The 26,296-nt window shown below is 61.4% G+C and carries 24 protein-coding genes; 18 read left to right on the top strand and 6 right to left on the bottom strand.

Annotated features, from left to right (window positions below; all coding sequences use genetic code 11):
* Nucleotides 1-66: 66 nt before the first annotated feature.
* The 4 genes from ACK2VC_RS15010 to ppk1 form a co-directional block, all read right to left on the bottom strand.
* Nucleotides 67-1,116: a TRAP transporter substrate-binding protein gene (locus tag ACK2VC_RS15010; RefSeq protein WP_486731188.1), complete on the bottom strand. Its 1,050-nt coding sequence runs from the start codon at nucleotides 1,114-1,116 to the stop codon at nucleotides 67-69.
* 190 nt (nucleotides 1,117-1,306) lie between these two features.
* The gene (locus ACK2VC_RS15015) at nucleotides 1,307-2,218 is read right to left on the bottom strand and encodes a LysR family transcriptional regulator (RefSeq protein WP_486731189.1); all 912 of its coding nucleotides are present in this window, start codon (nucleotides 2,216-2,218) and stop codon (nucleotides 1,307-1,309) included.
* Between the two features lie 78 nt (nucleotides 2,219-2,296).
* Entirely contained in the window at nucleotides 2,297-2,755 is a 459-nt protein-coding gene (gene sixA / locus ACK2VC_RS15020; RefSeq protein ID WP_486731190.1) for a phosphohistidine phosphatase SixA, read from the bottom strand.
* Between the two features lie 2 nt (nucleotides 2,756-2,757).
* Complete coding sequence (gene ppk1 / locus ACK2VC_RS15025; RefSeq protein WP_486731191.1) at nucleotides 2,758-4,854, bottom strand: polyphosphate kinase 1; 2,097 nt, start codon at nucleotides 4,852-4,854, stop codon at nucleotides 2,758-2,760.
* 189 nt (nucleotides 4,855-5,043) lie between these two features.
* Between ppk1 and pstS the strand changes: the two genes are divergently transcribed.
* The 8 genes from pstS (at nucleotide 5,044) to ACK2VC_RS15065 (ending at nucleotide 12,821) form a co-directional block, all read left to right on the top strand.
* Nucleotides 5,044-6,087 (top strand): phosphate ABC transporter substrate-binding protein PstS, encoded by a 1,044-nt coding sequence (gene pstS, locus ACK2VC_RS15030; protein WP_486731192.1) that lies wholly within the window; start codon nucleotides 5,044-5,046, stop codon nucleotides 6,085-6,087.
* Nucleotides 6,088-6,221: 134 nt separating this feature from the next.
* A complete protein-coding gene (gene pstC, locus ACK2VC_RS15035) occupies nucleotides 6,222-7,220 on the top strand; it encodes a phosphate ABC transporter permease subunit PstC (protein WP_486733254.1) in 999 nt (332 codons plus the stop codon).
* 11 nt (nucleotides 7,221-7,231) lie between these two features.
* Nucleotides 7,232-8,089 carry a phosphate ABC transporter permease PstA gene (pstA, locus tag ACK2VC_RS15040; protein ID WP_486731193.1) on the top strand — a complete coding sequence of 286 codons (858 nt, stop codon included), beginning with the start codon at nucleotides 7,232-7,234 and terminating at the stop codon, nucleotides 8,087-8,089.
* Between the two features lie 16 nt (nucleotides 8,090-8,105).
* A complete protein-coding gene (gene pstB, locus ACK2VC_RS15045) occupies nucleotides 8,106-8,891 on the top strand; it encodes a phosphate ABC transporter ATP-binding protein PstB (protein WP_486731194.1) in 786 nt (261 codons plus the stop codon).
* Nucleotides 8,892-8,925: 34 nt separating this feature from the next.
* Complete coding sequence (gene phoU, locus ACK2VC_RS15050; protein WP_486731195.1) at nucleotides 8,926-9,663, top strand: phosphate signaling complex protein PhoU; 738 nt, start codon at nucleotides 8,926-8,928, stop codon at nucleotides 9,661-9,663.
* Complete coding sequence (gene phoB, locus ACK2VC_RS15055) at nucleotides 9,653-10,342, top strand: phosphate regulon transcriptional regulator PhoB (RefSeq protein WP_486731196.1); 690 nt, start codon at nucleotides 9,653-9,655, stop codon at nucleotides 10,340-10,342. Before phoU ends, phoB begins: the two co-directional genes overlap by 11 nt.
* Nucleotides 10,343-10,375: 33 nt before the next feature.
* Complete coding sequence (gene phoR / locus ACK2VC_RS15060; protein WP_486731197.1) at nucleotides 10,376-11,680, top strand: phosphate regulon sensor histidine kinase PhoR; 1,305 nt, start codon at nucleotides 10,376-10,378, stop codon at nucleotides 11,678-11,680.
* Nucleotides 11,681-11,906: 226 nt separating this feature from the next.
* A complete protein-coding gene (locus ACK2VC_RS15065; RefSeq protein ID WP_486733255.1) occupies nucleotides 11,907-12,821 on the top strand; it encodes a patatin-like phospholipase family protein in 915 nt (304 codons plus the stop codon).
* Nucleotides 12,822-12,861: 40 nt separating this feature from the next.
* Here the strand turns inward: ACK2VC_RS15065 and ACK2VC_RS15070 are convergent, their stop codons facing one another.
* Nucleotides 12,862-13,413, bottom strand: coding sequence for a C40 family peptidase (locus tag ACK2VC_RS15070; RefSeq protein ID WP_486731198.1), 552 nt, complete (start codon nucleotides 13,411-13,413; stop codon nucleotides 12,862-12,864).
* 128 nt (nucleotides 13,414-13,541) lie between these two features.
* On the opposite strand from ACK2VC_RS15070, the gene ACK2VC_RS15075 reads away from it, so the two are divergent.
* The 6 genes from ACK2VC_RS15075 (at nucleotide 13,542) to ACK2VC_RS15100 (ending at nucleotide 20,672) form a co-directional block, all read left to right on the top strand.
* Nucleotides 13,542-14,495: a response regulator gene (locus ACK2VC_RS15075; protein WP_486731199.1), complete on the top strand. Its 954-nt coding sequence runs from the start codon at nucleotides 13,542-13,544 to the stop codon at nucleotides 14,493-14,495.
* Between the two features lie 58 nt (nucleotides 14,496-14,553).
* Nucleotides 14,554-14,961, top strand: a complete 408-nt coding sequence (locus ACK2VC_RS15080) for a GlcG/HbpS family heme-binding protein (RefSeq protein WP_486731200.1) — start codon at nucleotides 14,554-14,556, stop codon at nucleotides 14,959-14,961.
* Nucleotides 14,962-15,204: 243 nt separating this feature from the next.
* Nucleotides 15,205-16,410, top strand: coding sequence for a glutamine-hydrolyzing carbamoyl-phosphate synthase small subunit (gene carA / locus ACK2VC_RS15085; protein ID WP_486731201.1), 1,206 nt, complete (start codon nucleotides 15,205-15,207; stop codon nucleotides 16,408-16,410).
* Nucleotides 16,403-19,636 carry a carbamoyl-phosphate synthase large subunit gene (carB, locus tag ACK2VC_RS15090; protein ID WP_486731202.1) on the top strand — a complete coding sequence of 1,078 codons (3,234 nt, stop codon included), beginning with the start codon at nucleotides 16,403-16,405 and terminating at the stop codon, nucleotides 19,634-19,636. Before carA ends, carB begins: the two co-directional genes overlap by 8 nt.
* A gap of 94 nt (nucleotides 19,637-19,730) precedes the next feature.
* On the top strand, nucleotides 19,731-20,207 hold the full coding sequence (gene greA / locus ACK2VC_RS15095) for a transcription elongation factor GreA (protein WP_486731203.1): 477 nt from the start codon (nucleotides 19,731-19,733) through the stop codon (nucleotides 20,205-20,207).
* 15 nt (nucleotides 20,208-20,222) lie between these two features.
* On the top strand, nucleotides 20,223-20,672 hold the full coding sequence (locus tag ACK2VC_RS15100) for a DUF4149 domain-containing protein (protein ID WP_486731204.1): 450 nt from the start codon (nucleotides 20,223-20,225) through the stop codon (nucleotides 20,670-20,672).
* A 113-nt stretch (nucleotides 20,673-20,785) separates the two neighbouring features.
* On the opposite strand, the gene ACK2VC_RS15105 is transcribed toward ACK2VC_RS15100, so the two are convergent.
* Nucleotides 20,786-21,256 (bottom strand): YhbY family RNA-binding protein, encoded by a 471-nt coding sequence (locus ACK2VC_RS15105; protein WP_486731205.1) that lies wholly within the window; start codon nucleotides 21,254-21,256, stop codon nucleotides 20,786-20,788.
* Between the two features lie 97 nt (nucleotides 21,257-21,353).
* Between ACK2VC_RS15105 and ACK2VC_RS15110 the strand changes: the two genes are divergently transcribed.
* From ACK2VC_RS15110 to glmM, 4 genes are all read left to right on the top strand, one after another.
* Complete coding sequence (locus tag ACK2VC_RS15110; RefSeq protein WP_486731206.1) at nucleotides 21,354-22,007, top strand: RlmE family RNA methyltransferase; 654 nt, start codon at nucleotides 21,354-21,356, stop codon at nucleotides 22,005-22,007.
* Between the two features lie 111 nt (nucleotides 22,008-22,118).
* On the top strand, nucleotides 22,119-24,002 hold the full coding sequence (gene ftsH / locus ACK2VC_RS15115) for an ATP-dependent zinc metalloprotease FtsH (RefSeq protein ID WP_486731207.1): 1,884 nt from the start codon (nucleotides 22,119-22,121) through the stop codon (nucleotides 24,000-24,002).
* An 85-nt stretch (nucleotides 24,003-24,087) separates the two neighbouring features.
* Nucleotides 24,088-24,927, top strand: a complete 840-nt coding sequence (gene folP, locus ACK2VC_RS15120; RefSeq protein WP_486731208.1) for a dihydropteroate synthase — start codon at nucleotides 24,088-24,090, stop codon at nucleotides 24,925-24,927.
* Nucleotides 24,928-24,949: 22 nt separating this feature from the next.
* Nucleotides 24,950-26,287: a phosphoglucosamine mutase gene (gene glmM, locus ACK2VC_RS15125; protein ID WP_486733256.1), complete on the top strand. Its 1,338-nt coding sequence runs from the start codon at nucleotides 24,950-24,952 to the stop codon at nucleotides 26,285-26,287.
* Nucleotides 26,288-26,296: the final 9 nt, after the last annotated feature.

The raw sequence follows: 26,296 nt of genomic DNA on the forward strand, positions 1-26,296 counted from the left end.
GCGCGCGGGGAAGGGAGCGCGCCTTGCCGGACAGGCCCCGGCGATGAGGGGCCTGCCGTCCTGACCTTACTTCTTGGCGGTGATGCCCAGTTTCTTGCCGATGGTGTCGTTGAAGCTTTGCACGCAGGAGGCCGAGCAGCGCGCCGCCCACTTCGGCACCACAGATTCCTGCAAGACCTTCTTCAGCAACTGACGGTCGGCGTCGGAAGTCTGGACCAATACCATCTTGCCCTTGACCGGCTGCGTGCAGGCGGCGGCGCCGGTGTTGCAGTCGTAGCCTTCCTGGGTTTGCTTGGCAGCGGCATCCCAGATGTCGTCCACCATCTTGCCGATGTTGGTCTCGATCAGGGTGCGCACCTTGGGATCGAGCTTGTCCCATGCCTTCTGGTTTACCGCGTGGATTTGCGGGTTCCAGTTGACCGGCAGCGCCACCAGGTGGGTCGAGACTTCGTACCATTTGGCCGAATAGCCCGACAGCGTGCCGGTGATGGCGCAATCGACCACCTTGTTCTGCAGCGCCGGCACTACTTCGCCGAAAGCCATGGTGACGCTGGCGCCGCCCAGCGCTTCGACGAAATCGGCCTGGGTACGGCTGCTGATGCGGACCTTCTTGCCCTTGATGTCGGCCAAGCCCTTGATCTCGGCGTTGCAGAACAGGACTTGCGCCGGATAGGTCGAGATGCCGAGCAGCTTGATGTTGGAGCCCTGGCCGTAGTGCTTGGCGTAGACGGGTTCGAAGGTGTCGACGATTTCGCGCGCGGTCTTGGCGTCCGGCGCCAGGCCGGCCAGGTCCACCGCTTCATTGATCGGGTTGTCGGTGGCGAAGTAGGACAAGGTCGCGGTGCCGAACTCGATCACGCCTTGCGACATCAGGCGCAGCAGCTCCGGTCCCTTCAGGCCCATTTCGTTGAAGCCCTTGATATCGGCGGTGACGCGCCCCTTGGACAATTCCGGAATGGTCTTGGTCCAGAACGGCTTTTCATAGTCGTTGTAGGGCGCCAGGTTGCTCAAGCCGCCGACGACCTTGACATGGGTCTTGGGCAATTCTTGCGCGTGAACCGCGCCGGTCAGTAGCATGGCCGCGGCAGCGGCTGCAAACACGAAGGACTTCTTCATTTTTCAGTCTCCTTGGGATCGGACAAGAACAAGCGGACCGGCCGCCGATCGAGCGGGGCGGCTGGGCCAGGATTGGGGAAACGATGCGCAGCGAGCAGGATCGCCTATTGCTCCTTCATCAGGGCGCATTGCAACATGGGAGGGAAAGCATCGTCCAATCATCTGTTCCGATGCGAGATATAAGAAATTCTTAAGTCTGGCAAGAGCCTTCACTGCCGTACTGTGCGGCAATGCGCTGCGCCATTTCCGAAATCACTTGCGCCATGTGGCTGTCGGGGCCGGCCAGCCAGCTGGCGGTAAATGCCAGTTCGGGCAAGGCTTCGGCCTTCACGTTCAGGATGCGCAGCTTACCCTGTGCCAGTTCCTCGCCGAGAAACACCGGCGTGATGACGCTGACGCCAATGCAATCCTGCATCATGCGCGCGATCATCGACATCGAGGCACTGCCATACATGCGCGGAGCGGTCACGCCGGCACGCAGGAGCATGCCGCGCACGATCAGATAGGGAATGCTGCTGGAGGGATAGGTAATGATCGGTTTGGCGGCCACTTGCGACAGCGACAGGGGTTCCTTGCCCAGTTTCAGCAAGGGACTGGCGACCCACGCCAGCGGATACTTGCAGAGCGGCACATTTTCGATGCGCGGGTCCAGCACCGGCCCCATCAGGAAGGCGACATGGATCTCGCGCGACAGCAGATGCGCGCGCAGGGCCTGGGTGGTATCGACCTCGATTTCCAGCACCAGCGCGGGATATTTGACATGGATCTGTTCGATCAGGATCGGCAGCCAGGTTTGTACGATGGTTTCGGCCACGCCGATGCGCAAGGTGCCACTCATCGCATGCTGCTCCTGCGCGGCCTGCACCATTTCGTGCCGCACGTGCAGCATGCGTTCGGCGTAAGAGAGCAATTCCTGTCCCTTCGCCGTCATGTTGACGCCACGCGCGCGCCGTTCGAACAGGCGCACGCCAAGTCCGCTTTCCAGCAGCGCAATGCGCTGTGAAATGGAAGGTTGGGTAGTGTTCAGCTTTTCGGCAGCGGCGCGGAAACTGCCCAGCGTCGCCACCCAAAAGAAGGTTTCAATATTTCGCAAATCGATCATAGTGCGTACCGGCACGAAGGTAAGGCCGCATGATAAGCCCTGGGCCTGGAATGCATTGCGTGCCAAGTCGCAGCCGACTCACTTCGCCGCCAGTTCCGGTGTGAGTACTGCGCGCAGATAATTGCCGCCATCATCGTCCGGGTCGTGCTGGCCGATCCACCAGATGCCGGCCTTGCGGATGGTCCAGTCCTGGGTCTGGCCACTGATCAGCAGGGCTGCGAGCCGGCCCAGCGCCGGTTGATGGCCGATCAACAACACTGACTCGCGGCCGTCGGGCCAGCCGGCGGCCGCGAGTAATTGCTGCGGCGTGGCGCCGGGCGCCAGTTCGGGATGAACTTTGAACTTGCGCTGGAGCGCCTCGGCGGTTTGCACGCAGCGCACGGCGGGGCTGACCAGGACGCGGCAACTGCCGGGTAGCTTGCGGTCCAGCCATTCGGCCATCCTGGCCGCCTGCTTGCGGCCTTTCGCGGTAAGAACCCGGCCTGCATCCGGTGCCCCGACTTCGGCTTCCGCGTGCCGCCACAGGATCAGTTCCATGCTCATTTCAGCGCGTCCGCCGGGCGTGCGCCCAGCAACTGCATCAGCGCTTGCTGGGCGCTATAACGTGCCTGGCCATTGCGCAGCTTGCGGCGGTGATACTGGCCGTTGGAATCAAGTACCCAGGTGTTGGTGTTGTCGCGCAGATAGGGACTCAATCCTTCGCTGATCACGCGCTTTTTCATGGCCTTGTCCAGTACCGGGAATGCAACTTCGACCCGGCGGAACAGGTTGCGGTTCATCCAGTCGGCACTGGCCAGGTAAACGTCGTGGGCGAGATCGTTGCGGAAGTAGTAGATGCGCGTGTGTTCCAGGAAGCGGCCGATGATCGAGCGCACCCGGATGTTTTCCGACAACCCCGGTACGCCCGGCCGCAGCGCGCAGGCGCCGCGCACGATCAGGTCGATCTTGACGCCGTCGGCCGAGGCCGCGTACAACGCGCGGATCACCGACTCGTCCAGCAGCGCATTCATCTTGGCGATGATGTGGCCCCGACGGCCTTCGCGCGCATGCCTGGCTTCATTGCGGATGGCACGGATGACTTCCTTCTGCAGCGCAAACGGCGCCAGCCAAAGATGATCGAGCTTTTTCGGCTTGCCCAGGCTGGTCAGGTGCAGGAACACTTCATTGACGTCCGCGGTCAGCCCGGAGTGCGCGGTCAGCAGGCCGAAATCGGTGTACAGCTTGGTGGTGGTCGGATGATAGTTGCCAGTGCCAAGATGCGCGTAGGAGCGCAGGCAGCCTTCTTCGCGCCGGATCACCAGCGCCATCTTGGCATGGGTTTTCAGGCCGACCACACCGTACACCACCTGGGCACCGGCGCTTTCCAGGCGGTCGGCCCAGTTGATGTTGGCTTCCTCGTCGAAGCGTGCCATCAACTCGACAATCACGGTCACCTCCTTGCCACGCTGAGCGGCGGCGATCAGCGCTTCCATCAGATCCGAATTCATACCGGTTCGATAAATGGTTTGCTTGATCGCAACCACATTGCCGTCGTGGGCGGCGGCGCGGATGAAATCGACCACTGGCTGGAACGACTGGAATGGATGATGCAGCATCAAATCCTTCTTTTGCAGCAGCGCGAACAGGTCAGCCGTCGCCGCCTGTGCCGGGAAACCCGGCACGAAGGGCGGGAAGCGCAGTTCCGGCCGGCTTGCCAGGTCGATCAGTTCCGCCAGCCGCACCATGTTGACCGGGCCGTTGACTGCGTACAGACGGCTATCGTCGATGGCGAACTGGTCGAGCAGGAAGCGCGCCAGATGTGCCGGGCAATTGGCGCTCACCTCCAGCCGCACCGCGACGCCGAACTGGCGGCTCTGCAATTCGCTTTGCAGCGCCTGGCGCAAATTCTTGACTTCTTCTTCGTCGACCCACAGATCGCTGTTGCGGGTGACGCGGAATTGCGAATAGGCCATCACCTCGCGGCCGCTGAACAGGTCGGCGATGTGGGCGTGAATCACCGAGGTCAGCAGGCAGAATGCCATGCCTTTTTTCGACAGTTCCGGCGGCAACTGAATGACGCGCGGCAATACCCGTGGCGCCTTGACAATGGCGATCGAGGTGTCGCGTCCGAACGCATCCTTGCCGGATAGCTCGACGATGAAATTCAGGCTCTTGTTGACGACTTGCGGAAACGGGTGCGACGGATCCAGCCCGATTGGCGTCAACAGCGGTCGCACCTGCTGCTCGAAATACGCCTTGACCCAGGCGCGCTGCGCCTCGTTACGATCCTCGTGGCGCAACAGGTGGATGCCGCGGGCCGACAGTTGCGGCAGAATTTCGTCGTTCAGGATCGCGTAGTGCAGGGCGACAATCTGATGGCATTCATCATTGGTCCGTTTCAGCGTCTCGGCTTGCCGCGGCGATTCGGGCTCGCCGTCGATCTTGTTTAGCGCCAGCAGACTGGCGATGCGCACTTCGAAGAACTCATCCAGGTTGCTGCTGACGATGCACAAGTAACGCAGCCGCTCCAACAGCGGCACGTTCTTGTCCACCGCCTGCGCCAGAACCCGCCGGTTGAAGGCCAGTTGCGATAATTCGCGGTTCAGCAAGGCGCCGTCGCGGGCGGCATCGACCAGCGCCCAATTGCCTGAACTCATCTTGTGGATCATGCGCAACATCCCGAGTTTTGACGTTTTGACCATAGTCTAGGGAGTCCGTGTGACAACTTGATGACAGGAAAATCGCGGATTGGAGCATTATTCGAGCGAAGCTTGATATGTCATAAACCCGTCATATTTAGTCGCTACAGTCTGCCTTGTTCTACTTCGTCAACTCAGGGAGCACTCATGCGACTGAATCAATTCTTCAAATCCGCCGCCGTCGCGGCAGTAGCTTCGATAGCCTTTGCTGGTGCCCATGCGGCCGACATTACCGGTGCCGGCGCCACGTTCCCGTACCCAATTTACGCCAAATGGGCTGAAGCCTACAAGGCTGCCAGCAACGTCGGCCTGAACTACCAGTCGATCGGTTCCGGCGGTGGTATCAAGCAGATCAAGGCCAAGACCGTCGATTTTGGGGCATCCGACATGCCGTTGAAAGCGGAAGACCTGAACGCTGAGGGGTTGATCCAGTTTCCCGCCATCATGGGTGGCGTGGTGCCGATCGTCAACCTGGAAGGCATCGCTCCCGGCCAGTTGAAGCTGACCGGCGATGTGCTGGCAGGCATCTACCTGGGCAAGATCACCAAATGGAATGCGCAGGAAATCGCCAGCCTGAATCCGGGCATGAAGTTGTCCGCCGCCGATATCACCGTGGTGCACCGCGCCGACGGTTCCGGCACCTCGTTCGTGTTCACCGACTACCTGTCGAAGGTCAATGCCGACTTCAAGAGCACGGTTGGCGCCGGCACCGCGGTCAAGTGGCCGGTCGGAGTGGGCGGCAAGGGCAATGAAGGCGTCGCCGCCAACGTGCAGCGCATCAAGAATTCGATTGGCTATGTCGAGTATGCCTACGCCAAGAAAAACAAGATTGCCCACACCCAGTTGAAGAACCGCGACGGCCAGGTGGTGCAGCCGGACGAGGATTCCTTCAAGGCTGCGGCTGCCGGCGCCGATTGGGCCAAGGCTCCAGGCTTCGGCGTGGTGCTGACCGACCAGCCGGGCAAGGGCAGCTGGCCGATGACCAGCGCCTCGTTCATCCTGATGCACAAGGCGCAGGCGGATGCGGCCAAGGGCAAGGAAGTCCTGAAGTTCTTCGACTGGGCTTACAAGAACGGCGACAAGATGGCTTCCGATCTGGATTACGTGGCCATGCCGGCCGCAGTAGTCAAGCTGGTGCAGGATGCCTGGAAAAAAGAACTGGTTGACGGTTCCGGCAAGGCAATCTGGTAAAAATCGACTTATTGCCTGTATCCTGACCGCGGGCCGCTGCCTGCCGCGCCATGTTGAATGGGCGGATGGCGCGGCCCGCGTATCCCGTTCTGTAAGCGCCGATATCCATGAATGCTACCGTTCCTTCTGTCGCGATGCCCACCACCGAACCCGACCAAGACAGCGCCGCCGGACTGGCGGACAAGGCGCTGGCCGCCACCATGCGCCACCAGCGCTGGCAGGATTTCCTGTTTCACAAGCTGACGCTCGGCTTTGCCCTGGCGGTATTGCTGGTGCTGGCCGGCATCATCGTTTCGCTGATCGTTGGCGCCTGGCCGGCCTTCCGCGAATTCGGCCCGGGTTTCGTCACCGCCGTCGAGTGGGATCCGGTAAACGACAAGTATGGCGCGCTGATTGCCATCACCGGCACCCTGGTCACTTCGCTGATCGCGCTCCTGATCGCCTTTCCGGTGAGCTTCGGCATTGCGCTGTTCCTGACCGAGATCTGCCCGCCGTGGCTGAAGCGCCCGCTGGGAACTGCGGTGGAATTGCTGGCCGGCGTCCCCAGCATCATCTACGGCATGTGGGGGCTGTTCGTGTTTGCACCGTTTTTCGCCGATCATGTGCAGCCTCTGCTGGCGCAGACACTGGGCCAATTGCCGTTCATCGGCGCCTTGTTCAAAGGGCCGATGATGGGTATCGGCGTGCTGGCCGCCGGCCTCATCCTGGCGATCATGATCGTGCCCTTCATCGCCTCGGTAATGCGCGACGTGTTTGAAATCGTGCCGCCGGTACTGAAGGAATCGGCGTATGCGCTGGGCTGCACCAAATGGGAAGTGGTACGCAAGGTGGTGCTGCCCTACACCAGGATTGGCGTGGTTGGCGGCGTCATGCTTGGGCTGGGCCGGGCGCTAGGCGAGACCATGGCGATCACCTTCGTGATCGGCAATGCGCATCAGTTGTCGTGGTCGCTGTTCGCCGCCGGCAACAGCATTGCCTCCACCCTGGCCAACGAATTCGCCGAAGCCGATTCGGCCTTGCACGTCTCGTCGCTGTTTGCGCTGGGGCTGATCCTGTTCGTGATCACCTTCATCGTCTTGTCGGCCGCCAAGCTGATGTTACTGGGCATGGCTCGCAAGGAAGGAAAAAAATGATGCAGTCATCCATGAATCCTCACTTGAATTCCGTTTATCGCCGCCGCCTGTGGACGCACCGGGTCGGCATCGCGCTGTCGTTCCTGGCGATGGCCGCCGGCATATTCTTCCTGATGTGGATATTGTTTACCTTGCTGGTCAAGGGTGCCGGCGCGATCAACCCGGCAATCTTCAGCCAGACCACTCCAGCCCCCGGCAGCGAGGGCGGCGGCTTGTTGAACGCGATCGTCGGCAGCCTGCTGATGGTGGGCGTGGCGACTGCGGTCAGCACCCCGATCGGGATTTTCGCCGGCATGTATCTGGCCGAGTACGGCCAGGAAAGCCGGCTGGCGCAGCTTACCCGTTTCGTGACCGACATCATGCTGTCGGCGCCGTCGATCGTGATCGGCTTGTTCGTGTATGCGATCTATGTCGCCCAGGCCAAACATTTTTCCGGCTGGGCCGGCAGTTTCGCGATCGCGCTGATCGCGGTGCCGGTAGTGGTGCGCACCACCGATAACATGCTGAACCTGGTGCCGACCAGCCTGCGCGAAGCGGCCTTCGCGCTCGGTGCGCCGCGCTGGAAGGTGGCCACCATGGTGCGCCTGCGCGCAGTGCGGGCCGGCGTCATGACTGGCGTGCTGCTGGCAGTGGCGCGCATCTCGGGTGAAACTGCGCCCTTGCTATTTACCGCGCTGAACAATCAGTTTTTCAGCGCCAACATGAACGCGCCGATGGCCAACCTGCCGGTGGTGATCTACCAGTTCGCCATGAGCCCATACGACAACTGGCGCGCGCTGGCCTGGGGTGGGGCATTGCTGGTGACCTTCAGCGTGCTCGGCCTGAACATCCTGTCGCGCACACTGCTGCAGCAAAAAACTCAACACTAGTTGGATAACGATTGCCATGACCAATCCAGTTCATACCGGCGCAAGCCTCAAGACCACGATCGAGATTTCCGGCCTGAATTTTTTCTATGGCACTTTTCAGGGCCTGAAAAATATCAACCTGAACATTCACGAAAAAAAGGTAACCGCCTTCATCGGCCCGTCCGGTTGCGGAAAATCGACGCTATTGCGCACGCTCAACCGCATGTACGACCTGTACCCGGGCCAGCGCGCGGAAGGAAAGATTATTTACCACGGCCGCAATGTCCTGGAGCCGGGGCTGGACGTCAACATGCTGCGCGCCAAGATCGGCATGGTGTTCCAGAAGCCGACGCCGTTTCCGATGTCGGTCTACGACAACATCGCCTTCGGCGTGCGCCTGTATGAGAACCTCTCCAAGGGCGAGATGGATGAGCGGGTCGAGTGGGCCTTGAACAAGGGCGCGCTGTGGGGCGAAGTGAAGGACAAACTGCATAAGAGCGGCCTGTCGCTGTCGGGCGGCCAGCAGCAGCGGCTGTGCATCGCGCGCGGCGTCGCGGTGAAGCCAGATGTGCTGCTGCTGGACGAGCCGACTTCGGCGCTGGATCCGATTTCGACCGCCAAGATCGAGGAACTGATCAGCGAGTTGAAGGAGGATTACACCATCGCCATCGTCACCCACAACATGCAGCAGGCGGCGCGCTGTTCGGACTACACTGCCTACATGTACCTGGGCGAGTTGGTCGAATTCGGCGGCACCGACCAGATCTTCATGAATCCGGCGAAAAAGGAGACGCAGGATTACATCACCGGCCGCTTCGGCTAGGCACAACCATTCTTCAGACAACAGGAGCGCGCGGATGAACGGCGAACACTCTTCAAAACAATACGATCTGGACCTGGAAGCGATTCGCTCCAAGGTACTGCTGATGGGCGGCCTGGTTGAAAACCAGTTGCGCGAGGCGCTGGCGGCGTTCCGCACCGGCGACCTCGCACAGGCGCAGCACGTGATCGAGATCGACGAAACCGTGAATCGGCTGGAAGTCACACTGGACGATACCTGCAGCCAGTTGATCGTCAAGCGCCAGCCGGCGGCCAACGACTTGCGTACCGTGATGGCCACCATCAAGGTGATCACCGACCTGGAACGCATCGGCGACGAGGCGACCAAGATCGCGCGCGCCGCCAAGACCATGGCGGAACGGGGTGGCACCACCATCAATCACTACGACACTGTGCGCGTGATCGGCAACAACGCCGGCGACATGCTGCACGATGCGCTGGATGCGTTCGCGCGCCTGGATCAAAAATTGGCGACCGAGATCATCGCCCACGACGACGTGATCGACCATGAATTCGGCTCCATCATGCGCAACCTGATCACCTTCATGATGGAAGACCCGCGCACCATTTCCGGCGCGCTGGATACCTTGTGGGTGGCCAAGGCGATCGAGCGGATCGGCGATCACGCCACCAATATCGCCGAATATGTGATCTACATCGTGGGCGGGACCGACATCCGGCACTCCGGTTTCCTGGCCGCCCGCGCCGAACAACCCAGCGCCGAAGGGACCGAGCAGATACCTCATGGCCAGTGACAAGACCACGATCCTGATTGTCGAAGACGAGCCCGCTATCGTCGAACTGGTGAGTTTCACCCTGAGAGAGGCGAACTGGAACATCAGCGTGGTCGGCAACGCCGCCGACGCCTGGGATTGTCTGCAGCAGCGCCTGCCGCAACTGATCCTGCTCGACTGGATGCTGCCCGACCAGAGCGGCTTGCGCCTGCTGTCGCGGATCCGCGCCGATCGCCAGTTCCAGCATGTGCCGGTGATCATGCTGACCGCGAAAAGCATGGAGGAAGACAAGATTGCCGGGCTCGACAATGGCGCCGATGACTACGTCACCAAGCCGTTTTCGCCGCGCGAACTGGTGTCCCGCATCAAGGCGCTGCTGCGCCGCAAAACCCCGGAGCTGGGCGAGAGCCTGATGAGCGCCGGCGGCGTCACGCTCGACCCGGTTGGCTTTGCGGTCAGCGTCCAGGATCAGAAGATAGAGATCGGCCATGCCGAATTCCGGTTGTTGAAGTTCTTCATGGCGCATCCGGATCGGGTATTCTCCCGAAGCCAGTTGCTGGACAAGGTGTGGGGCGATCACGTGGTGATCGAGGAGCGCACGGTCGACGTCCATGTGCTGCGCCTGCGCAAGGCCTTGAAGGAAGCCGGCAAGCTGATCAAGACGGTGCGCAGCGTCGGCTACATGTTGTCGGAAAAATGAGGCTGGCATGGATGCCATGGTGAAATCACGCATATGAATCCGCTCTTGCTGTTCTGGGTACCGGCCGCGCTGCGCCTGTCGCTGGTGCTGGCCGGGATCGTGCTGCTCTGGTTCTTCCTGGGGCCGCTGCCGGCGCTCGCCGCCGGCCTGCTGGCGCTGTGCGCGATGCTGGCGGTGCAACTGCAGTATCTGTATCGGCTGAACGGCTGGCTTGACAATCCGGACCAGCGGCTGCCGGACGGTTGGGGCGCCTGGACCGATATCTTCGCCAAGATGTACAAGCTGCGGCGCGACGATGAAAAAAACCGCAGCGAACTGGCCGAGTGGCTGGCGCGCTTCCGGCAGGCGATGACGCTGCTGCCGGATGGCGTCACCATCATGGACGACGTGCTGTTTCTCGAGTGGTGCAACCCGGCCGCGGAAGCGCATCTGGGCCTTTCCCTGGAACGCGATCGCGGCATGCGCGTGACCAACCTGATCCGCCATCCCGATTTCATCGATTACGTGATTCTCGGCCGCTACGAGCAGCCATTGACCTTGTCGCTGCGCGAACGCAAGCTGATCGTGCAGATCATTCCGTTCGAGAGCCGGCGCCAGATCCTGGTCACCCATGACGCCACCGAATCGGAGCGGATCGAGCGCATGCGGCGCGATTTCATCGCCAACGCCTCGCACGAATTGCGCACGCCGCTGACCGTCATCAACGGCTTCCTGGAAATCGCCTGCGCCCAGCCGAATCTCGATCCGCAGGTGCGGCTGGCGCATTTGAAGCTGATGAACGAGCAGGGCCAGCGCATGCAGCATCTGGTGGACGACATGCTGACCCTGACGCGGCTGGAATCGATCGACTATCCGATGCGGCCGGAGCGGGTGAATATCGGCGCGTTGCTGGAGCAGGTTCTGAACGAAGGCAAGGCCTTATCGGGCGGGCGCCATACGCTGTCGCTGACGGCCGACGCGCCCGACATCAAGGGTAGTGCCGACGAACTGCGCAGCGCCTTCGGCAACCTGGTATCGAACGCGGTGCGCTATACCCCGGCTGGCGGCAGCATCCACCTGCACTGGCGGATGGCCGATAGCGGCCCGCAATTTTCGGTGCAGGACACCGGCATCGGCATCCGCGCCGAGCACATGGTGCGCCTGACCGAGCGCTTCTACCGCATCGACAAAAGCCGCTCGCGCGAGACGCAGGGTACCGGACTCGGGCTGGCAATCGTCAAGCACGTGCTGCTGCGCCATCACGCCACGCTGGCAATCGAATCCGAGCCGGGACAGGGCAGCACCTTCACGATCCGGTTTGCGCGCGCCAGCTTGGTGGACGCCGATACGCCGCATTGAATCGGCCCCCGAAGCGGGCGGCCTGGCGCTCTTTTTTGTGGATGATGGGAGTATGTTGTAAAAACGTATGTTTTACTGGCGGGATGGCTGGCTTTGTCTTGGGGTATATGATCCCGGATGGGCCGCCAGTTATATCGATCCGGGCCGCAGTATTTTTTGCCGCATAATGCCGCTTTTGATCCTGGCGGCGCCGAGTCCCGAATGGCGTGCCGCCGTCGATGCCCCCATGCTCCTGCGCCGCTTGCTCCCGCTGTCCATCCTTTGCACATTGTTCTTCACCCTGAGCGGCTGCAGCAGCGTGGCGCCGCCGCCCGCGTCGGCCGCGCCAAACCAGCCGCGCCCGGTCAAGCTGGCGCTGGCCCTGGGCGGCGGCGCGGCGCGCGGCTTCGCGCATATCGGCGTGATCAAGGCCCTGGAAGCGCAGGGCATCGTGCCCGATATCGTGGTCGGCACCAGTGCCGGCAGCGTGGTTGGCGCGCTGTATGCGGCCGGCAACAACGGCTTCGCCCTGAACAAGCTGGCGCTGGAGATGGACGAGGCGGCGATCTCCGACTGGTCGGTGCCCTTGTTCGCCAAGGTGACTGGCGTCATCAAGGGCGAGGCGATCCAGAATTACATCAACAAGACGGTCCACAACGTGCCGCTGGAAAAGCTGAAAATCCCATTCGGTGCGGTCGCCACCGACCTCAACAGCGGCCAACCGGTGTTGTTCCAGCGCGGCAATACCGGGATCGCAGTACGCGCTTCGTCGGCGGTGCCGGGCGTCTTCCAGCCGGTCCGGATCGGCACCCGCCAATATGTCGACGGCGGCTTGGTGTCGCCGGTGCCGGTGCGTTTCGCGCGCCAGATGGGGGCTGATTTCGTGATTGCGGTCAACATTTCGGCGCAGCCGGAGATGCAATCGGCCAGTACCAGCACGGTCGATATGCTGCTGCAGACGTTCACCATCATGGGGCAAAGCATCAACCAGTATGAGCTGAAGGAGGCCGATGTCGTGCTCCAGCCGCGCCTGGGGGCGATGAGGGGCAGCGACTTCGACAGTCGCAACCTGGCGATCCTGGCTGGCGAGCAGGCGGCGTTGGCGGCGTTGCCGGCAATCCGGCAAAAACTGGAAGAGGCGCGCACAAAAAAACCGCAATGAATGCGGTTCGATCGATGAGTTGGAGCGCTGTTGCCGGTGGTCATTGGTCCGTGTCCTGGATGCGGCGCGCGCCATTGAAGCGCTTCTTCCAGTAACTCAAATTCATGCTTTCGATCCGTACCTTGCCGCCGGCGGACGGCGCGTGGATGAACTTGCTGTCGCCCAAGTAAATGCCGACATGCGAAAAGCCGCGCCGCAGGGTGTTGTAGAACACAAGATCGCCGGGCTGCAATTCCTTGACATCGATGCGCTCGCCGACGCGGCTGATCTCGGCTGATGTGCGCGGCAAATCCTTGCCCCAGGCTTCCTTGAACACGTATTGCACCAAGCCGCTGCAGTCGAGCCCTTGCTCGGGTGCACTGCTGCCATACTTGTAACGGATGCCGAGCATGTCGACGGCCCGCAGCGCCAGTTCGGAGGCGCGATCGGTCAGCTCATTGGTCAGGCCATGCAGGCGGGCCAGTGCGGTGACCGGCTCCGGAGGGGGCGGGGTCTCACCGCCAAACGCATTGCCGGTCAGCCACAGGCTGGCGGCCAAGATGCTGGCGGCGGCAAATAAACGGGCAGGAACAACGGTTTTTTTTGTTGTCATTGTTACATAATTGCTGCAAGGATCGTGACAATGTACGGTATTCAACCGGGGCTGTCAAAATTTGGCCGAGGCAGGTATGCTTGCAAAAACTTTCTCAAAGGCATCACGGCATGCAGTCTGACCCTAGCTTGGAGCTTCGAATCAAACCACGCATTCTGATTGCGGACGACTCCCGCATCGTCCGTGCCACGCTGATCAAGCACATCCAGGGTCTGTTCGAGTTTCGCGAGGCGCTGGATGGCGAACAGGCGTGGGAAACCCTGCTGATCGACCCCGCGATCCGCGTCGTGATTACCGATTTGACCATGCCGCGGCTGGATGGTTACGGCTTGCTGCAACGCATACGCGACTCGAAAATCGGCCGTATTCGCGACATCCCGGTGATCGTGATTTCCGGCAGTGACGAACAACAGGAGCGCGACCGGGCCAAGGCGGCGGGCGCGACCGAACTGATTACCAAAGGCATCGCCACGGCACAGTTGCTGTCACGGCTGGATGCGCTGTCGCAACTGGTCAGCACCCGCCAGGAGCTGGAGCGCGGACTGGAGGTGCTGGCGCGTCGCCTGCCGGCGGATTTTGAGTCGCCAACAACCTCATCCATAACAACCTTTATGGCGGCGGCCGACGCCATGCTGGCCTACGCGACGCAGCATGACAAGAATTTTGTGTTGTTGAATGTTTGCGTTCAAGGCAAGGGCGAGCAAGCGGGCGTGGCGCCGACGCCTGCCGCCATTCAAGCCATCGGTCAGCTCCTGCAGAGTTCGGTGCGCCAGAGCGACTGTGTGGCAAGGACCGGTAGTGCCGAATTCACGCTGGCCACAACCGGTATCGGCGCCGACGCCGCGCACGGATTTGCGCAGCGGATCTGCGATGCGATTACCCGGGCTAGGCTGGACGACGCCGAATCGGCGACGCTGGTCGCCAGTTGCGGATTGGTGTGTCTGGCGGAAAATGGTGCTCGTACCTCGCCACTGGACGAGTTGTGCGCCCTTGCCAAGCGTCGCGCCGGACTGGGGTTGCAGCGTGGCATTTTCGGCGTGATCAGCGTGCGCAACGAAGCCGCGCTCGATGCAGCGCGTTAGCGATCGGCAAAGCGCCGCCGCTGGCGTACAATCGCACCTGGTATTCACGGGAGCCAACATGCAAGCAAAACAGATATTGACCATCGACGACGTGCGGAAAATTGCCGCCGCCGCGGAAGCAGAAGCAAATGCCAACAATTGGGCGGTCACGATTTCGGTAGTGGACGACGGCGGCCACTTGTTGTGGCTGCAGCGGCTGGACGGTGCAGCGCCAATTTCGACCGAGATCGCGCCAGCCAAGGCCAGGACCGCGGCGCTCGGGCGGCGTGAATCCAAGGTGTACGAAGACATGATCAACAATGGCCGGGTATCCTTCCTTTCCGTGCGGACCCTGGAAGGCATGCTGGAAGGCGGCGTGCCGATCATGGCCGGCGCGCAATGCGTTGGCGCGGTCGGGGTTTCCGGCGTCAAGTCGTCCGAAGACGTGCAAATCGCCAAAGCCGGCATCGCGGCGCTCAACCTGTAACACAAGCGGCCAGCGCCGCCTTGGCGGCTGGCCAGTTTCACCTTCCGGTGTGCCCGCGAGTTTGCCGGAAAGGGCGTTTTCCGCTATACTTGCACGGTTTAGCTAATTTTAGCCGCCGTAGCGCATACCCTCTTCAATTCGTCCCGGAAAGACTCACAAAGCACCCTGGCATTTCCCGAATTTCGGGCGCCATGGCGGGCGTCCGGGCGCGGCGCAGCGGCGGTAACCATCTCAGGAGTTACCTTGCTGCCATTTTTCCCCGGCAATACAGTTCCCGCCATTCTTGCGCTTGCGGATGGCACCTTGTTCCAGGGTTTTTCCATCGGCGCCCCCGGTCACACGATCGGCGAAGTGGTATTCAATACCGCGATGACCGGTTATCAGGAAATTCTCACTGACCCCAGCTATAGCCGTCAGATCGTGACGCTGACTTATCCGCATATCGGCAATACCGGCATCAATCCGGAGGACATCGAAGCCGGCAGGATTCATGCCGCCGGCCTGGTGATCAAGGATTTGCCGTTGCGGGTATCGAATTTCCGCGCCACCCAGACCCTGTCGGATTATTTGAAAGCCGAAAACGTGGTCGGCATCGCCGGCATCGACACCCGCAAGCTGACCCGCATCCTGCGCGAAAAAGGCGCGCAGAGCGGCGCCATCGTCACCGATGAGGGCGACCTCGACGCCACCCGCAAGAAGGCGCTGGAACTGGCGAAATCCTTCCCCGGCCTGGCCGGCATGGATCTAGCCAAGGTGGTCACGGCCAGCAAGGGCTACGACTGGACCGAAACCGAATGGAAGCTGGGCAGCGGCTACGGCCAGCAGGCCGCGCCCAAGTATCACGTGGTCGCATTCGACTATGGGGTCAAGGCCAACATCCTGCGCATGTTGACCACGCGCGGCTGCAAGGTCACCGTATTGCCGGCGCAAACCTCGGCAGCGGAGGTGCTGGCGCTGCATCCGGACGGGATATTCCTGTCCAACGGGCCGGGCGACCCCGAGCCTTGCGACTACGCGGTGGCGGCGACCCGTGAATTGATCGAGCGCGGCTTGCCGACCTTCGGCATCTGCCTCGGCCACCAGATCATGGCGCTGGCCTCGGGCGCGAAGACCATGAAGATGAAGTTCGGTCATCACGGCGCCAACCATCCGGTGCAGGATCTGGACAGCAAGCAGGTGCTGATCACCTCGCAAAACCACGGCTTCGCGGTCGATATCGATACGCTGCCGGCCAATTGTCGGGTCACGCACGTGTCGCTGTTCGACGGCTCGCTGCAGGGCTTTGCCCGCACCGACCGGCCGGCGTTCTGCTTCCAGGGCCATCCGGAAGCCTCGCCCGGCCCGAGTGACATCGGCCTCCTGTTCGATCGCTTCATCAATCTCATGCAACAAGCAAAAAACCAGCAGGCAAATCAGCAGACGACAGCGGAGAACAACAAGAATGCCTAAGCGTACCGACATCAAGAGCATCCTCATCATCGGCGCCGGCCCGATCATCATCGGCCAGGCCTGCGAATTCGACTATTCCGGCGCCCAGGCCTGCAAGGCCCTGCGCGAGGAAGGTTTCAAGGTGATCCTGGTCAACAGCAACCCGGCCACCATCATGACCGACCCGGAAATGGCGGATGTGACCTACATCGAGCCGATCACCTGGCAAGTGGTGGAGCGCATCATCGCCAAGGAAAAGCCGGATGCGATCCTGCCCACCATGGGTGGTCAGACCGCATTGAATTGCGCGCTCGATCTGCACAACAACGGCGTGCTGAAAAAATACGGCGTCGAGCTGATCGGCGCCTCGCCGGAAGCGATCGACAAGGCGGAAGACCGCTCCAAGTTCAAGGAGGCGATGACCAGGATCGGCCTCAATTCGGCGCGCTCCGGCGTGGCGCACTCGATGGACGAGTCGTGGGCGGTGCAGAAGGAATTCGGTTTCCCGGTCATCATCCGCCCCTCCTTCACGATGGGCGGCACCGGCGGCGGCATTGCCTACAACCCGGAAGAGTTCGACGCCATCTGCAAGCGCGGTCTGGAAGCCTCGCCGACTTCGGAATTGCTGATCGAGGAATCGCTGATTGGCTGGAAGGAATTCGAGATGGAGGTGGTGCGCGACAAGGCCGATAACTGCATCATCGTCTGCTCGATTGAAAACCTCGACCCGATGGGCGTGCATACCGGCGACTCGATCACGGTGGCGCCGGCGCAGACGCTGACCGACAAGGAGTACCAGATCATGCGCAACGCCTCGATCGCGGTCTTGCGCGAGATCGGCGTCGACACCGGCGGCTCCAACGTGCAGTTCGCGGTCAATCCGGCCGACGGCCGCATGATCGTGATCGAAATGAATCCGCGCGTCTCGCGTTCGTCGGCGCTGGCGTCCAAGGCGACCGGCTTCCCGATCGCCAAGATCGCCGCCAAGCTGGCGGTCGGCTTCACGCTGGACGAACTGCGCAACGAAATCACCGGCGGCGCCACGCCCGCCTCGTTCGAGCCCTCGATCGATTATGTGGTCACCAAGGTGCCACGCTTCGCATTCGAGAAATTCCCGCAGGCGGACAGCCATCTGACTACGCAGATGAAATCGGTCGGCGAAGTGATGGCGATCGGCCGCACCTTCCAGGAATCGTTCCAGAAGGCGCTGCGCGGACTGGAAGTCGGCGTCGACGGCATGAACGAAAAGACCACCGACCGTGAAACCATCGAGGAAGAACTCGGTGAGCCGGGGCCGGACCGCATCTGGTATGTCGGTGACGCCTTCGCCCAGGGTTTCACGCTGGAGGAAGTGCAGGAACTGACCCACATCGACCCGTGGTTCCTGGCGCAGATCAAGGAAATCGTCGACATCGAACTGTGGCTGGAAGCCGGCCAGACGCTCGACGGCCTGGACAAGGACACCTTGTTCCGCCTGAAGCAGAAAGGTTTTGCCGACCGCCGCTTGGCCAAGCTGTTGAGGACCACCGATGCCGCGGTGCGGGCGAAGCGCCATGCGCTGAATATCCGCCCGGTATACAAGCGGGTCGATACCTGCGCCGGCGAATTCGCGACCAACACCGCCTACATGTATTCGACCTACGAGGAAGAATGCGAATCGCGGCCGACCGACAGGAAGAAGATCATGGTGCTGGGGGGCGGCCCGAACCGGATCGGCCAGGGCATCGAATTCGATTACTGCTGCGTGCACGCGGCGCTGGCGATGCGCGAAGACGGCTATGAAACCATCATGGTCAACTGCAATCCGGAGACGGTCTCGACCGACTACGACACCTCGGACCGCCTGTATTTCGAGCCGCTGACGCTGGAAGACGTGCTGGAAATCGTCGACAAGGAAAAGCCGTTCGGCGTGATCGTGCAATACGGTGGCCAGACCCCGTTGAAACTCGCGCTCGATCTGGAAGCCAACGGTGTGCCGATCATCGGCACCTCGCCCGACATGATCGACGCCGCCGAAGACCGCGAGCGCTTCCAGCATCTGCTGAACGACCTCGGCCTGCGCCAGCCGCCGAACCGTACCGCGCGCACCGAGGAAGAAGCCTTGCGCCTGGCGCAGGAAATCGGCTACCCGCTGGTGGTGCGGCCGTCGTATGTGCTGGGCGGACGGGCGATGGAAATCGTCCACGAGCAGCGCGACCTCGAGCGCTACATGCGCGAAGCGGTCAAGGTGTCGCACGATTCGCCGGTGCTGCTGGACCGCTTCCTGAACGACGCGATCGAGGTCGACGTCGATTGTCTGTCGGACGGCACGCGCACCTTCATCGGCGGTGTGATGGAACATATCGAACAGGCCGGCGTGCATTCCGGCGATTCGGCTTGCTCGCTGCCGCCGTATTCGCTCTCACAGGCGACCATCGAGGAATTGAAGCGCCAGACCGCAGCCATGGCCAAGGGCCTGAACGTGGTGGGCCTGATGAACGTGCAGTTCGCGATCCAGGAACGGGAAGTCGAGGGCAAAATGCAGGACGTGGTCTATGTGCTGGAGGTCAACCCACGCGCCTCGCGCACGGTGCCGTTCGTGTCCAAGGCGACCGGCCTGCAATTGGCCAAGATCGCCGCGCGCTGCATGGTCGGGCAGTCGCTCGATAGCCAGGGCATCACGCACGAAGTGGTGCCCCCGTATTTCAGCGTCAAGGAAGCGGTGTTCCCGTTCGTTAAATTCCCGGGTGTCGATACTATTCTCGGGCCGGAAATGAAATCGACCGGCGAAGTGATGGGAGTCGGCATGACGTTCGGCGAGGCGTTCGTCAAGTCGCAACTGGGCGCAGGCGTGCGCTTGCCGCAGTCGGGCAAGGTATTTCTGAGCGTCAAAAATAGCGACAAGGCGCGCGCGGTGCAGATTGCGCATGACCTGGTCGAACTCGGTTTCTCGATTGTCGCCACCAAGGGCACGGCGGCTGCGATTGCTGCCGCCGGCATCGTTGTGGCCACCGTCAACAAGGTCGCGGAAGGACGTCCGCACATCGTCGACATGATCAAGAACGAGGAAATTGCGCTGGTGATCAATACGGTCGAAGAAAAGCGCAGCGCCATCTCCGATTCGCGCGCGATCCGCGTTTCGGCACTTGCCGCGCGTGTGACCTATTACACCACCATCGCCGGCGCCGAAGCGGCGGTGGAGGGCATGCACCATCTGGAGGGTTTGCAGGTCTACGATTTACAAGGACTGCATAAAACTTTACACTAAGCCCACAGTCGAACCCCCATTACAGAGGTCACACATGGTGCCGGATTTGCCGGTACGTGTGTGGCCTCTGTATTTCTTTGAGCGGATAAAGCACATGAGTACAGTCCCCCTTACCAAACGCGGAGCAGAACTTTTAAAGGAAGAACTGATTCGCCTGAAAACCAAAGAACGGCCGGCGGTCATCAATGCGATCGCCGAGGCGCGCGCGCAGGGCGACCTGTCGGAAAACGCCGAGTACGAGGCAGCCAAGGAACGCCAGAGCTTCATCGAAGGCCGCATTGCCGATCTGGAAGGCAAGCTGGGCGCGGCGCAAATCATCGACCCGGCGGCGCTGGAAGCCGATGGCCGCGTCGTGTTCGCATCCACCGTGGACCTGGAAGATCTGGAATCGGGCAATAAGGTGACCTACCAGATCGTCGGCATCGATGAAGCAGACATCAAGGAATCCAAGGTATCGGTGACTTCGCCGATTGCGCGCGCGCTGATCGGCAAGTACGCCGGCGACGTGGTGGAGGTGCAGGCACCGTCCGGCATTCGCGAATACGAGGTGCTGGAGGTGCGCTATATCTGATCGAGGCCAGCTCTGATGCTGTTTCGCCTGCGCTTGCTGGTCGCCACGCTCTGGGTCGGCAGCGCCTGGACCATCGGTTATCTGGTGGCGCCGACGCTGTTTGCCACCTTGCCTGATCCGCTGCAAGCCGGCCGCATTGCCGGCAGCCTGTTCCGGGTCGAAGCCTGGCTGGGGATAGCCTGCGCGCTGCTGCTATTGGCGCTGCTGGCGGCCAGCCGCCGCCGCGACGGTGCCGCTGCAGGCCATCGCATCCCAATGGCGATCGTGGCGGCGATGCTGCTGTGTACGCTGATTGGTTATTTCGGTTTGCAGCCGCTGATGGCGGAATTGCGCGATACGGCCGCGGCCGGCGGGGTGCTGAGCGGGGCCGCCAGAAGCCGGTTTGGCATGCTGCATGGGATTGCCAGCCTGCTGTATCTGTTTCAGAGCCTGCTTGGCGTCGCTCTGATCTGGCGAATCAGATAATCCGGTTTCAAATACCGGGAGTATGTTGAAAAATTGCCTATTTCCGCCGGTATTATTTATGGTTTATAAAATGCACCGGACAGTATGTTCAGGATTGGGTGACAAAGAGTTGCTCAATTGCTACCGAGTGCAGATTTTTTAGTGCTTTTCTGGCGCGGCTTGGCGCGCTTGATCGAGCCGCCGGCAGTGACTCGCTCGTTACCTTTGACCATGACCTTGGTCACCGTCGGGCGCTTGGTGCCCGAGGCGGTGGGCTTGACGATCGTTACTTCGCGCATGCCTTTGCCCCTTTTTTCGCTGCGCGCCTTCGGTTGCTCGACGGGCGGCCGGTACACCACCAGCAGCTTGCCGATATGCTGCACCGGCGCGGCGCCCAGCTTGCCGCAGATGGTGTCGTAGATGCCGATGCGCGCTTCACGGTCGTCGCCGAACACGCGGATCTTGATCAGCCCGTGGGCGTTCAGGCTGGCATCGATTTCCTTCAGCACGGACGGCGTCAGGCCGGCCTCGCCGATGATGACGACCGGATTCAGGGCATGTGCTTCGGCACGGAATGCGCTGCGTTCGGCGGGAGTGAGGTTCATGGTATTGGACAAGTAGGTTGGAGGCTGAGCGGGCCCGGGCGCCGGAGCGCTTTCCGGACGCGCCACCCCGGCTTTGAAGAGACTGTATTCTACGCGAATGGCAAAGAACAAATTAAACAAAAACTGGTTGCACGACCACATCAACGATCCTTACGTGAAGCAGGCGCAGAAGGATGGCTATCGCGCGCGCGCCGCCTATAAGCTGAAGGAAATCGATGAGAGCGAAAAGCTGATCCGGCCCGGCCAGGTTATCGTCGATTTCGGCTGCGCGCCGGGCAGTTGGGCACAATACGCGCGCCATAAACTGTCAGGGCAGCAAGGCGGCGGGATTTACGGCTTGATCATCGGCCTCGACCTGCTGCCGATGGAGCCGATCGCCGATGTCCACTTTATCCAAGGCGATTTCCGCGAGCAGTCGGTGTTGCAACAACTGGAAACGGTGCTGGCCGGGCGCCAGGTGGACCTGGTGCTGTCCGACATGGCGCCGAATCTGTCCGGCATCGCGGTTGCGGATGCGGCCCGGGTCGAACATCTGATTGATTTGGCAATCGAATTTGCGGCCACTCAGATGAAACCTTCCGGAGCGCTGCTCGTCAAATGCTTCAATGGTTCCGGCTATAGCCAGATCGTCGAAAATTTCAAAAACACCTTTCAAACCGTGGTGGCCAAGAAGCCCAAAGCCAGCCGCGACAAGTCTTCCGAGGTTTTCCTGCTGGGAAGGACACTAAAAAGCCGGAATTGTGACGTCTAATCCTTGTTTTTTCAGGGTGTTAGCCACATATGGCGCCTAGTAAGCCCCCATTTTTCCGAGTAGAATCAACCTGTAGATTGGCATGAGGCGCGCCGCGTCCAAGGAGTTCGAGTGAACAACATGTTTTCCAAAACCGCGGTCTGGGTGGTGATCGCACTGGTGCTTTTCACCGTTTTCAAGCAGTTTGACAGTCGCGGACTGAGCACGGGCGCCACGCCGGTCGCCTATTCGGATTTCCTCGATGACGTGCATGCCAAGCGGATCAAGGAAGCGACGATCGAGGATCGCAGCATCGTCGCCACTACCACCGATGGTAAAAAAATCAAGACAGCGGCAACCTATCTGGATCGTGGCCTGATCGGCGACCTGATCAATAACGACGTCAAGTTCGACGTCAAACAGCCGGAAGAGCAATCCTTCCTGTCGCAAGTCTTCATTTCCTGGTTCCCGATGCTGCTGTTGATCGGCGTCTGGGTGTTCTTCATGCGCCAGATGCAGGGCGGCGGCAAGGGCGGCGCCTTCTCGTTCGGCAAGTCGAAGGCGCGCATGCTGGATGAGAACGCCAACACCGTCACCTTCGCCGACGTCGCCGGCTGCGACGAGGCCAAGGAAGAAGTCAACGAGTTGGTCGATTTCCTGCGCGACCCGACCAAATTTCAGAAGCTCGGCGGCCGCATTCCGCGTGGGGTGCTGCTGGTCGGCCCTCCAGGAACCGGTAAAACCTTGTTGGCGCGCGCCATTGCCGGCGAGGCGAAGGTGCCGTTCTTCACGATTTCCGGCTCCGACTTTGTCGAAATGTTTGTGGGCGTCGGCGCTTCGCGCGTGCGCGACATGTTCGAAAACGCCAAGAAGCATTCTCCCTGCATCGTCTTCATCGATGAAATCGACGCCGTCGGCCGCCACCGCGGCGCCGGCATGGGCGGCGGTAACGACGAGCGCGAGCAGACCCTGAACCAGTTGCTGGTCGAGATGGACGGTTTCGAGCCGAATTCCGGCGTGATCGTGATCGCCGCCACCAACCGCGCCGACGTGCTCGACAAGGCGCTGCTGCGCCCAGGCCGTTTCGACCGCCAGGTGATGGTGGGCCTACCCGACATCCGCGGCCGCGAGCAGATCCTGTACGTGCACATGCGCAAGGTGCCGATCGCACCCGACGTCAAGGCCGATATTCTGGCACGCGGCACCCCCGGCTTTTCCGGCGCCGACCTGGCCAACCTGGTCAACGAGGCGGCACTGTTCGCCGCGCGCCGCAGCAAGCGTCTGGTCGAGATGCAGGATTTCGAGGATGCCAAGGACAAGATCGTGATGGGTCCGGAACGCAAGTCGGCCGTCATGCGCGAAGAAGAGCGCCGCAACACCGCCTACCACGAGTCCGGCCACGCGGTGGTGGCCAAGCTGTTGCCGAAGGCCGATCCGGTGCACAAGGTCACGATCATGCCGCGCGGGTTTGCGCTCGGCCTGACCTGGCAGTTGCCGGAACACGACCGCGTCAACATGTACAAGGACAAGATGCTGGAAGAAATCGCGATCCTGTTCGGCGGCCGCATCGCGGAAGAAATTTTCATGCATCAGATGTCGACCGGCGCCTCCAACGACTTCGAGCGCGCGACCAAGCTGGCGCGGGCAATGGTGACGCGTTACGGCATGTCGGATGCGCTCGGTACTATGGTCTACGAAGATAGTCAGAACGAGGGCTATTTCGGTGGCGTCTCCAAGACCATTTCGGAAGCGACGCAGCAGAAGGTGGATGCCGAAATCCGCAGCATTCTCGACACGCAATATGCGTTGTCGCGCAAGTTGCTGGAAGAAAACCGCGACAAAGTCGAAATGATGGCCAAGACGCTGCTGGAATGGGAAACCATTGATGCCGATCAGATCAACGACATCATGGAAGGCAACGAGCCGCGTCCGCCGAAAGCCGGCGTGCCGGCCAAGAAACCGTCCTCCGACGGTACCGCCGGCGGTGTTTCCCCGACAGCTACCGCACCGGCCTGAGATGGCTTTGATGCTGAGCTGATTCCACCATGACCGATAGAAGGGTGAGGAGCGATCCTCGCCCTTTTTCTTTGCAGAAATCTCAATGACACAGGATTTTCAGTGCGGGCGCTATCGCCTGCCCCTCGATCAGAAAAAATCCCCGCTGGTGATGGGGATTCTGAACGTGACCCCGGATTCGTTTTCCGACGGTGGCCGCTTCGATTCGCTGGAGTCGGCGCTGGAACGCGCGGAGCAGATGATCGCCGATGGCGTGGACATCATCGATATCGGCGGCGAATCGAGCCGGCCCGGTGCCGCGCCGCTGCCGCTGGCGGAAGAATTACGGCGCGTATTGCCGGTGGTGTATGCGCTGCGCGACTGCGGCAAGCCGCTCTCGATCGACACCTACAAGCCGGAAGTGATGCGCGAGGCGATTGCCGCCGGGGCGGACATGATCAACGACATCAACGGCTTGCGCGCCGCCGGTGCACTGGAAGCGGTGCGCGACAGCGACTGCGGCCTATGCGTCATGCACATGCTGCGCGATCCGCAAACGATGCAGGAAGAGCCGCACTACCAGGACGTGGTGCGCGAAGTGACCGATTTTCTGCAGCAGTGCGTGGCACAACTGGAAGCTGCCGGAGTCGCCCGCGAACGGCTCTGCATCGACCCCGGTTTCGGCTTCGGCAAGACCTTGACGCATAATGTCGCGTTGCTAAAAAATATCGATCAAATTCAGCAAGCGCTGGGGCTGCCTTTGTTGGCCGGCCTGTCGCGCAAATCGATGCTGGCAGGCATCACCGGAAAAGCGGTGCCGGACCGCCTGGCGGGCAGCTTGGCGCTGGCCTTGGTGGCCGCCGCGAATGGCGCACGCATTCTGCGGGTGCACGATGTCGCCGAAACGGTCGATGCGCTGAAAGTCTGGCACGCGGCAAACGACTGAACAACAACAATCCTGAGGAATGATGGCGCGCAAATACTTTGGTACGGATGGCATACGTGGCCGTGTCGGCAGCATGCCGATCACGCCCGATTTCGTGATGAAACTCGGCTCCGCCGCGGGCAAGGTGCTGGCGCAGGCGGAAGCAGCAAACATGCGACCGACGGTCCTGATCGGCAAGGACACGCGCATTTCCGGCTACATGCTGGAAGCGGCGTTGCAGGCCGGGCTGGCCGCGGCCGGCGTGGACGTGATGCTGGCCGGGCCGATGCCGACGCCTGCGGTTGCCTATCTGACACGGGCGCTGCGGCTGTCGGCCGGCGTGGTGATTTCCGCCTCGCATAATCCCTTCGACGACAACGGCATCAAGTTTTTTTCCGCCCAGGGCAACAAGTTGCCGGACGCGGTGGAAGCAGCGATCGAAAACGAGCTGGATGCGCCGATGTCCTGCGTGACCTCGGAAAAACTGGGCAAGGCGAAACGGCTGGACGACGCCGCCGGGCGCTACATCGAATTTTGCAAAAGCACCTTTCCGACCGAATTCGATTTGCGCGGCTTGACCATCGTGGTCGACTGCGCGCATGGCGCTGCCTATCACATCGCGCCGCACGTATTTCACGAGCTGGGGGCGGAAGTCATCGCGATCGGCAACCAGCCGAACGGCCTGAATATCAATGACGGCTTTGGCGCCACCGCGCCCCAAGCGCTGGCGCTGGCGGTGCGCGCCAACCATGCCGATCTCGGCATTGGATTGGACGGCGACGCCGACCGCCTGTTGATGGTCGATGCCAATGGCCGAATCTACAACGGCGACGAACTGCTGTACGTGATGGTCAAGGATCGCATGGCGACCGCACCGCTACGTGGCGTGGTGGGTACGCTGATGACCAACATGGCGCTGGAAGTCGCGTTGCGCCGGATGAAGGTCGAATTTGCGCGCGCCAAGGTAGGTGACCGCTACGTGCTGGAGTTGTTGCAGCAGCGTGGCTGGGTGTTGGGCGGGGAAGGTTCCGGCCATCTGCTGTGCCTCGACAAGCACACCACCGGGGACGGCATTATTTCCGCGCTACAAGTATTGTCCGCCTTGAAGCGCGCCGGCAAGAGCCTGGCGCAATGCACCGAAGACATGCTGCTGTACCCGCAAAGCCTGGTCAACGTCCGGGTCGCACCGGGCTTTGACTGGCAACAGAGCCCGGCGTTGCTGGCGGAAAAGGAGCGGGCGGAGCGGGAGTTGGGCGATGCTGGCCGCGTGCTGATCCGCGCCTCCGGCACCGAGCCGTTGATCCGGGTCATGGTGGAGGCGCAGAACGCCGACACCGCGCAGGCGATGGCGCGCCGGATTGCCGACCAGGTCAGCGCCTGAGCAACTGGT

The organism is Herbaspirillum sp. WTB6 (genome assembly GCF_057457785.1).

Bases quoted from the DNA above. Each gene is read 5' to 3' on its own strand.
- ACK2VC_RS15010 (WP_486731188.1), bottom strand. From the start codon at position 1,116: ATGAAGAAGTCCTTCGTGTTTGCAGCCGCTGCCGCGGCCATGCTACTG.
- ACK2VC_RS15015 (WP_486731189.1), bottom strand. From the start codon at position 2,218: ATGATCGATTTGCGAAATATTGAAACCTTCTTTTGGGTGGCGACGCTG.
- sixA (WP_486731190.1), bottom strand. From the start codon at position 2,755: ATGGAACTGATCCTGTGGCGGCACGCGGAAGCCGAAGTCGGGGCACCG.
- ppk1 (WP_486731191.1), bottom strand. From the start codon at position 4,854: ATGAGTTCAGGCAATTGGGCGCTGGTCGATGCCGCCCGCGACGGCGCC.
- pstS (WP_486731192.1), top strand. From the start codon at position 5,044: ATGCGACTGAATCAATTCTTCAAATCCGCCGCCGTCGCGGCAGTAGCT.
- pstC (WP_486733254.1), top strand. From the start codon at position 6,222: ATGCCCACCACCGAACCCGACCAAGACAGCGCCGCCGGACTGGCGGAC.
- pstA (WP_486731193.1), top strand. From the start codon at position 7,232: ATGAATCCTCACTTGAATTCCGTTTATCGCCGCCGCCTGTGGACGCAC.
- pstB (WP_486731194.1), top strand. From the start codon at position 8,106: ATGACCAATCCAGTTCATACCGGCGCAAGCCTCAAGACCACGATCGAG.
- phoU (WP_486731195.1), top strand. From the start codon at position 8,926: ATGAACGGCGAACACTCTTCAAAACAATACGATCTGGACCTGGAAGCG.
- phoB (WP_486731196.1), top strand. From the start codon at position 9,653: ATGGCCAGTGACAAGACCACGATCCTGATTGTCGAAGACGAGCCCGCT.
- phoR (WP_486731197.1), top strand. From the start codon at position 10,376: ATGAATCCGCTCTTGCTGTTCTGGGTACCGGCCGCGCTGCGCCTGTCG.
- ACK2VC_RS15065 (WP_486733255.1), top strand. From the start codon at position 11,907: ATGCTCCTGCGCCGCTTGCTCCCGCTGTCCATCCTTTGCACATTGTTC.
- ACK2VC_RS15070 (WP_486731198.1), bottom strand. From the start codon at position 13,413: ATGACAACAAAAAAAACCGTTGTTCCTGCCCGTTTATTTGCCGCCGCC.
- ACK2VC_RS15080 (WP_486731200.1), top strand. From the start codon at position 14,554: ATGCAAGCAAAACAGATATTGACCATCGACGACGTGCGGAAAATTGCC.
- carB (WP_486731202.1), top strand. From the start codon at position 16,403: ATGCCTAAGCGTACCGACATCAAGAGCATCCTCATCATCGGCGCCGGC.
- greA (WP_486731203.1), top strand. From the start codon at position 19,731: ATGAGTACAGTCCCCCTTACCAAACGCGGAGCAGAACTTTTAAAGGAA.
- ACK2VC_RS15100 (WP_486731204.1), top strand. From the start codon at position 20,223: ATGCTGTTTCGCCTGCGCTTGCTGGTCGCCACGCTCTGGGTCGGCAGC.
- ACK2VC_RS15105 (WP_486731205.1), bottom strand. From the start codon at position 21,256: ATGAACCTCACTCCCGCCGAACGCAGCGCATTCCGTGCCGAAGCACAT.
- ACK2VC_RS15110 (WP_486731206.1), top strand. From the start codon at position 21,354: ATGGCAAAGAACAAATTAAACAAAAACTGGTTGCACGACCACATCAAC.
- folP (WP_486731208.1), top strand. From the start codon at position 24,088: ATGACACAGGATTTTCAGTGCGGGCGCTATCGCCTGCCCCTCGATCAG.
- glmM (WP_486733256.1), top strand. From the start codon at position 24,950: ATGGCGCGCAAATACTTTGGTACGGATGGCATACGTGGCCGTGTCGGC.